This window comes from Micromonospora sp. CPCC 205539, assembly GCF_036906815.1.
In the GTDB taxonomy this organism is placed as follows: domain Bacteria; phylum Actinomycetota; class Actinomycetes; order Mycobacteriales; family Micromonosporaceae; genus Micromonospora.
Genome location: NZ_JBAKHW010000046.1, coordinates 22,895 through 30,495, shown reverse-complemented (window position 1 = coordinate 30,495; position 7,601 = coordinate 22,895). Strand labels below are relative to the sequence as shown.

Annotated in this window: 6 protein-coding genes; all 6 read right to left on the bottom strand. The window is 75.7% G+C overall.

Translation table 11 applies throughout. The annotated features are described in order from the left end of the window. Nucleotides 1–69 precede the first annotated feature (69 nt). The 6 genes from V6V47_RS28355 to V6V47_RS28330 all read right to left on the bottom strand — a co-directional run bounded on the left by V6V47_RS28355 (nt 70) and on the right by V6V47_RS28330 (nt 7,545). Complete coding sequence (locus V6V47_RS28355) at nt 70–1,479, bottom strand: RsmB/NOP family class I SAM-dependent RNA methyltransferase (protein WP_334631439.1); 1,410 nt, start codon at nt 1,477–1,479, stop codon at nt 70–72. A gap of 23 nt (nt 1,480–1,502) precedes the next feature. Continuing rightward, entirely contained in the window at nt 1,503–2,429 is a 927-nt protein-coding gene (gene fmt, locus V6V47_RS28350) for a methionyl-tRNA formyltransferase (protein ID WP_334631435.1), read from the bottom strand. Nucleotides 2,430–2,434: 5 nt separating this feature from the next. Continuing rightward, nucleotides 2,435–2,992, bottom strand: coding sequence for a peptide deformylase (def, locus tag V6V47_RS28345; RefSeq protein WP_334631434.1), 558 nt, complete (start codon nt 2,990–2,992; stop codon nt 2,435–2,437). A 44-nt stretch (nt 2,993–3,036) separates the two neighbouring features. After that, nucleotides 3,037–4,305, bottom strand: coding sequence for a cytochrome P450 (locus V6V47_RS28340; protein ID WP_334631433.1), 1,269 nt, complete (start codon nt 4,303–4,305; stop codon nt 3,037–3,039). Nucleotides 4,306–4,403: 98 nt separating this feature from the next. Continuing rightward, nucleotides 4,404–5,387 carry an AAA family ATPase gene (locus V6V47_RS28335; RefSeq protein ID WP_334631432.1) on the bottom strand — a complete coding sequence of 328 codons (984 nt, stop codon included), beginning with the start codon at nt 5,385–5,387 and terminating at the stop codon, nt 4,404–4,406. 202 nt (nt 5,388–5,589) lie between these two features. Beyond that, on the bottom strand, nt 5,590–7,545 hold the full coding sequence (locus V6V47_RS28330) for a primosomal protein N' (protein ID WP_334631430.1): 1,956 nt from the start codon (nt 7,543–7,545) through the stop codon (nt 5,590–5,592). Between the last annotated feature and the right edge of the window lie 56 nt (nt 7,546–7,601).

Here is a 7,601-nt window from a genome sequence, read left to right as displayed (position 1 = left end):
CCCGTGGCCCTCGGACTTCCCCGGGGTACGACCGCGAGCGTCGTCCCCGGGGCCCTGTCGTTCGGCAGGTCAGCCCCGGCGGAGGACCGCGAGGAACATCGCGTCGGTGCCGTGCCGGTGCGGCCAGAGCTGCACGGTCGGCCCGTCACCCAGACCGGGCATGCCGGCCGGCAGCAGTGGCCGGGCGTCGACGAAGTCCGCCGGCACCCCGCTGCGGCGGGCCGCCTCGGTCACCGTCACGTGGGTCTCCACCGTGTGCGGCGAGCAGGTGACGTAGGCGACCAGGCCACCCGGACGGACCGCCCGCAGTGCCGCGCCGAGCAGCTCCCGTTGCAGCCGGGTCAGCGGCGGCAGGTCGGAGGGCTGGCGGCGCCAACGCGACTCGGGCCGGCGACGCAGCGACCCCAGGCCGGTGCACGGGGCGTCCACCAGCACCCGGTCGAAGTGCCCCTCAGGCAGCTTCGGGTCGCCGCCGACCTCGCGGCCGTCCATCGCCAGCACGGTCACCGGCAGACCCCGGGTCGCCTGGGAGACGAGCCGGGCCCGGTGCTCGGCCACCTCGACCGCGGTCACCCGCGCGCCGCGCTGCGCGGCGAGGGCGCCCAACAGCCCGGCCTTGCCGCCCGGCCCGGCGCACAGGTCCAGCCAGCGCCCGTCCGGGCCGTCCAGCGGCGCGTCGGCGAGCGCACTGGCCACCAACTGGGAGCCCTCGTCCTGGACGTGGGCCCGGCCGTCGACCACCGCCGGCAGGTCGCCGGGCGCGCCGCCCGGCAGATAGACGGCGTACGGCGAGAACGCGCCGGGCGCGCCGCCGACCTGGTCGGCCAGCTCGACCGGGTCGATCAGACCGGGCCGGGCGCACAGGTGCACGGGCGGACGCTCATTGTCCTCGATCAGCAGCCGGGCCGTCTCGCCCAGGTCGCCGCCGAGCGACTCGGCGAAGGCCCGCACGATCCACTGCGGGTGGCTGTACGCCAGCGCCAGGTGCCCCACCGGGTCGGTCTCCATCGACGGGGCGAGCTTCGCCACCCAGCCGTCCAGGTCAAGAGTTGACACCTCACGCAGCACCGCGTTGGCGAACCCCGCGGCACCCGGCGCGACCGCGCGGACCAGATCCACGGTCGAGGAGACCGCGGCGTGCGCCGGCACCCGGGTGTGCAACAACTGGTACGCGCCGAGCCGCAGCGCGTCCCGCGCCGGCGGGTCGATCCGGGCCACGTCCCGGCCGGCCGCCTCGGTGAGGATCGCGTCCAGCGTGCCCAGGTTGCGCAGGGTGCCGTAGGTCAGCTCGGTGGCGAAGGCCGCGTCCCGGCCGAAGAGCCCCTCCTCGCGCAGGATGGTCGGCAGCACCAGATTGGCGAACGCGTCGTCGCGGTGCACCGCGGCCAGAGCCTCGTACGCCGCACGCCGGGGCCGGTCCATCGGCGGCCGGGCCGGCCGGCGGTCCCCACCGCGACCGCCCGCCGGGCCGCCGCGCATCGGGCGCGTACCCTCCGGGGCCGTCACGCGAAGTCCTCGCCGGTGCCGACCCGGACGCCGCGCGCCCAGTCGGTCGCCGGCATGGCCCGCTTACCCGCGGCCCGGACCTCGCCCAGCCGCACCGGCACGGTGGCCGTGCCGGCCAGCACCCGGGCCTTCTCCACCAGCAACTCACCCGGTTTCAGATCGGGGCCGTCGGCCGCCGCCACGACCGGCCCGAGCTTGACCCGCTCGCCGCGGAACATCGTCCAGGCGCCCGGGGCCGGGGTGCAGGCCCGGATTCGCCGGTCCACGGCGAAGGCGGGGTCGGTCCAGCGCACGCGCGCGTCCTCCACGGTCAGCTTCGGTGCCAGCGACACCCCGTCGGCCGGCTGCGGCTCGGCCCGGACGGTGCCGGCGGCGATCGCGTCGAGGACCGCCACCAGCAGCCCGGCGCCGGACTCGGCGAGCCGCTCCAGCAGGTCACCGGAGGTGTCGCCAGCGCGGATCTCGTCGGTCAGGGTGCCGAAGACCGGGCCGGTGTCCAGGCCCTGCTCCAGTTGGAAGACGCTGGCCCCGGTCAGCTCGTCGCCGTGCAGCACCGCGTGCTGGACCGGCGCGGCACCGCGCCAGGCGGGCAGCAGCGAGAAGTGCAGGTTGATCCAGCCGTACCGGGGGATCTCCAGTGCGGCCGGCGGCACCAGCGCGCCGTACGCGACCACCGGGACGCAGTCCGGTGCCAGCTCCCGCAGCCGGTCGAGGAACTCCGGCTCCCGGGGACGGGCCGGGGTGAGCACCTCGACGCCGTGCTCGTCGGCCCACTCGCCGACCGGAGACCGGGACAGGCCACGCCCGCGCCCGGCGGGTGCGTCGGGCCGGGTCACCACGGCGACCACCTCGTGCCCGGAGGCCGCGACGGCGGCCAGCGCGGGAACGGCCACGGCCGGCGTGCCGGCGAAGATCACGCGCATCCGGGTCACCGACCCAGACCGAAGGGATCGCTGATGTGCGGGCTCAGTTTGATCGTCGGCGGCGCTGCCCCGTCGTACCAGTCGGCCTGGCGGATCGCCTTCATCGCTTCCTTGCGACCCTCCGAATCCAGCCGGTCGAGGAAGAGCACCCCGTCGAGGTGGTCGGTCTCGTGCTGCACGCAGCGGGCCATCAGCCCGGTGCCGACGAACTGCACCGGGTCGCCGAACGAGGTGAACCCCTTGGCGATGACGTTCTGCCGACGCTTGGTGTCGAAGTAGAGCCCGGGGATGGACAGGCAGCCCTCCGGGCCGTCCTGCTCCTCCTCGTCGGGAAACTCGAGCACCGGGTTGACCAGGTGCCCGAGCACGTCGTCGACGTCGAAGGTGAAGACCCGCAGGCCCACTCCGAGCTGCGGCGCGGCCAGGCCGGCGCCGTTCTGCTCACGCATCGTGTCGGTCAGGTCGGCGACGAGCCGACGCAGCTCGGCGTCGAAGTCGACCACCGGATCGGCCGGCGTGCGCAGCACCGGATCCCCAAAAAGACGGATGGGCTGGACGGTCACGCGGGACGGCTCCTTCATGGGTGGGACGAGCGGTGCGTACCAGTCTACGGATGCCCCGAAGCGGCCCCGGCCGGCGTACCTCGATCGGCGACCGCTGGTGTGCCGAGCGTCACCGGCAGGCTCTGGTAACCGCGCAGGGTCAGCCGGGTCCGGTGCTCGGGCGTCCCGGCGAGGGCCAGCTCGGGCAGCCGACGCAGCAGCAACGGGAAGGCCACCTGCGCCTCCAGCCGGGCCAGCCCGGCGCCGAGGCAGTAGTGCGGGCCCGCACCGAAGGACAGCGGGTGCGCCTGGTCGCGGGCCGGGTCGAACCGCTGCGGGTCGGGAAACCGGCGCGGATCCCGGTTGGCCGCGCCCAGCAGCAACAACGCCGTGCTGCCGGCCGGCAGGTCGAGCCCGCCGGTGCGCACCGGCGCGGTGCTGGTCCGGGTGGTCAACTGCACCGGGGAGTCGTAGCGCAGCAGCTCCTCGACGTACGCCGGGGCCAGCCCGGGGTCGGCGCGCAGCGCGGCGGCGGCCTCGGGGTGCCGCAGCAGCACCACGAGGCCGTTGCCGAGCAGGTTGGTGGTGGTCTCGAAGCCGGCGACCAGCAGCAGCACCAGGTTCGCCAGCAGCTCGACGCCGGTGAGCCGCTCGCCGTCGGTGTCGTGCACCTGGACCAGCGCCGTGGTCAGGTCGTCGGCCGGCGCGCTACGGCGTGCGGCGACCAGCTCGGCGAAGTAGGCACCCAGCTCGGCGGCGCCGGCGTCGGCGGCGGCCAGCTCCGCGGTGGTGATCTCCGGCTCCAGCACCCCGGTCAGGTCGCCGGCCCACCGCCGGAACTGCGGCCGGTCGGCCTCCGGTACGCCGAGCAGCGCGCAGATCACCGCCACCGGCAGCGGGTACGCGAAGTCCGCCAGCACGTCGACCGGCGCACCGTCGGAGGCCCGGCGCACCATCGCGTCGACGAGCTCCTCGGCCTGGGCGCGCACCACGTCGCGCATCCCGGCGATCCGGCGCGGGCTGAACGCACCGGCGGCGAGGCGGCGCATCCTGCTGTGGTCGGGCGGGTTGGTCCGCAGCATCGACCGGGCGATCGACGACACCGCCGCGCTCTTGCGCCAGTCCGGCCAGACCTGGTCCCGCATGGCGTCGTCGAGCACCCCGAGGCGGGGGTGGCGCAACAGCTCGTCGACCTCCGCGTAGCCGGTCACCACGTACAGGCCCGGCATGGCCTGCACCACCGGCCCGTGCGCGCGCAGCCGCTCGTACGTCGGGTACGGATCGATCCGCCCCTGCGGCGACATGAGCAGTGTGAGCGCCTCGGCAGCGTCCATGGCCGGCCTCCCCGTCGATGCGTCGAAGGCTTCATCATGCCCACGCCGCCGACATCCGGCACCCCCGCCGGATCGGACGAGACGCCGGCCGGGCTCCCTCAGGCGCTCGCGCCCGGCTCCCCGGCGAGCACCGCGTCGCCGCCCAGCAGCGCGGGGTCCGGCAGCGGCAGCTGGATCTTGTGGGCCGCCTCCCAGTCGTAGACCAGGCCGGGGCGCACCTGCGCGGCGAAATAGTCGATCGCGCTCAGCCCACCGACGACCGGCTCGTCGACCTCCGCGACGAGCTGGGCGGGGACCAGGGAGAAGCCGTTCTGCAGGGCCGCGCTGAGCCGGCGGTGGCCGTCGACCACGAAGAAGTACTCACCGGTGAAGCCGATCTTCAGCGGCTCCAGCGCCTCGTCACCGGCCTCGGCCACGTCCCCGACGAACTCGGTGTCCCACAGCCCGCGCAGGGTGGCGATGTCCTCGGTCGGGTAGACGCGGGCCGGGTCGAGCAGCAGCAGCGGCGGGCCGTCGCGCAGCACGTCGGCGCCGAGGGTCCCCTCGTACGCGGCGATGATGTGCTCGATCACCTCGGCGGCGGACGCCCGGGTGCTGTCGCAGATCAGGTCGTAGTTGCGCAGACGGGCCTTGTCCACCCCGTAGCGGACGATGAACCGGGAACGCTCGCTCTCGCTGCGCTCACGCAGCTTGGCGGTGGCCTCCTCCAGCGAGGCGTAGCTCTCCGCCGGCCCGGAGGGGCGGGCCAGCACCCGACGGGCCGCCTCACCCGGCTCGGTGATCATGTGCACCTTGAGCGCGTCGGTGAAGAAGTGCCAGGCCAGCCGGGAGTCCATGACGAGGTGCTCACCGGAGGCGGCGATGTTCCGCTGGAGCTGGTCGACGTAGCCGTCCACGGCCTGGTCGAGCTCGGCGTGCAGGTTGAGCTGCAGGGCGGTCATCTGCCGCTGCTGCGCCATCTCCCGGTAGAGGTCACCCACGCTGACCCGGCGCATCCCGAGCCGCTTGGCGATCTCGACCGACACGGTGCTCTTGCCGCTGCCGAGGTCGCCGTTGAAGACGATCGATTGTCGAACGGTCACGACTGGTCCACCCCTGATCACCGGCTGTTTGACAACATCGACATCGCGTCGCTTCGGCCGCCGCGCCGCGACCAGTGAGCCGTCGTGCGCCCGGGCATGACGGGCGATGCTACCACCCCGACGCCACCACATTGCCGGACGAGGTGTGCGAGCAGGGGCGTTCCGGGCCAGGTCGGCCGGCCGTCGGCACCGGCCGGCGGGCTCAGAACAGGCTCAGCGGATCGACCTGGAGGCGGACCGGGTCGGCGGCCTTACGGGCGGCGCGCACCCCGGCGGCCACGTGCAGCGCCTCGGCGAGCGCGGCGGCCCGAGCGCGGGGCACCCGGACCAACATCCGCTCCCGGCCCTCCTCGGCCGGCACCGGCCCGAGCACCTCGGCGTCGGCGGGCAGCCGGGCCGCGGCGAGCAGGTCGGCCACCGCCTCGGCCGGCCCGGTGACGCTGGCCATCCGTACCGCCGGCGGGAAGCCCAGCTCGCGACGCTCGGCCAACTCCCGGCCGGCGAACCAGCCGGCGTCCCAGCGCAGCAGCGCCTGCACCGGTGCGAGCGCGCCGTCGGCGACCACCACCACCCGGCCGACCGGCGCCGGACGGGCCAGTGCCGCGGCGGCCAGCCAGCGGCGTAGCGCCTCCTCACCGGCGCGCAGGTCGGCCCGGGTCAGCAGGGCCCACGAGTCGAGCAGCAGCACCGCGCCGTAACCGCCCTCGGCGACCGGCTCGGCGCCCGGGGTGGCGACCACCAGGGCCGCGCCGGAGGGCACGTCGGTCAGCACCTCCTCGCGGCCCGAGGTGCGCACCGGCACGCCGGGAAACGCCCGGCCCAGCTCCTCGGCGGTACGCCGGGCGCCGGTCACCGCGGCGCGCAACCGCCGCCCACCGCACTGCGGGCAGGCGTACGCGGCGGCGACCCGGGCACACCAACGGCAGGCCGGGATGCCACCGGCCGAGGGCAGCGCGAGCGGGCCGGCGCAGTGCGCACAGCGGGCCGGGGTCCGGCAGTCCGCGCAGGAGATCGAGGGCAGGTAGCCGCGCCGGGGCACCTGCACCAGCACCGGCAGATCCGCCCGGACGGCGTCCCGGGCCGCCGTCCAGGCCAGGCTGGGCAGCCGGGCGGTGGCCGCCCCCGGATCGCGGGCCAGCTGCGGGTCGTCGCCGGTCGGCACGATGGCCGGGGTACGCGCCCGCACGGTCGCCCGGTCGGCGAGGACCTCCCGGGCCCAGCCGGTCTCCACCAGAAGCTGCGCCTCGGCGGTGCGGGCGTACCCGCCGACCAGGGCGCCCGCCTCGGCGAGCTGGGCGCGGGTGAGCAGCACGTCGCGGGCGTGCGGATACGGGGATCGCGGTTCGGCGTGCAGGTCGTCGCCGTCGTCCCAGACGGCGACCAGGCCGAGCCGGTCCACCGGGGCGAACATCGCGGCCCGGGTGCCGATCACCACCGGCACCTCACCGCGCCGGGCGGCGAGGAACGCGCGGTAGCGCCGGGACGGACCGAGCGCGGCGGAGAGGCTGACGTGCCGCCCCGGACCGAGCACGTGGGTGAGCGCCGCGTCCAGCCGGTCGAGGTCGCGGGCGTCGGCCACCACGACCACCGCCCCGCGTCCCCCGGCCACCGTGGCGGCTACCGCGTCGGCGTAGCGGGCGGCCCAGTCCTCGCCGGGCAGCGCCGACCACACCGCACGGGGTGCCCGGCCGTCGGTGAACGCGCGCAGCAGGGCGGGCCCGGCCGGATAGTCCCGCCAGCCGCGCGGGTCAACGGACCCGCCAGGCCCGCCAACGGCTGCGGGCCCGCCCGTTCCGTCGGCGGCGGTCGGGTCCGCCGCGGTGGGCTGGTCGCTGCGGGCTTCCTTCTCCACGCGGGCGTGCCGGGGCGGCACGGCGAGTCGGAGCACGTCGGCCAGGCTGCCCGCGTAGCGGTCGGCGACCGCGCGGGCGAGCTGAGCGATCTCCGGCGCGAGCACCGGCTCCGGCGACACCACCTTCTCCAGGTAGGCGAGGCGGCCGGTGTGCCCGGAGTCGTCGGCACGGTCCAGTAGCCAACCGTCGACGAGCTGCCCGGCGAAGCGCACCTTCACCCGGGTGCCGGGGACCGCCTGGGCGTCCAGCTCGGCCGGCACCAGATAGTCGAACGGCCGGTCCAGGTGCGCCAGCGGAACGTCCACGCAGACGCGAGCGACCGGCGCCCCGTCCGCGGGTCGCCGGTCGCTACGCCTGGTGC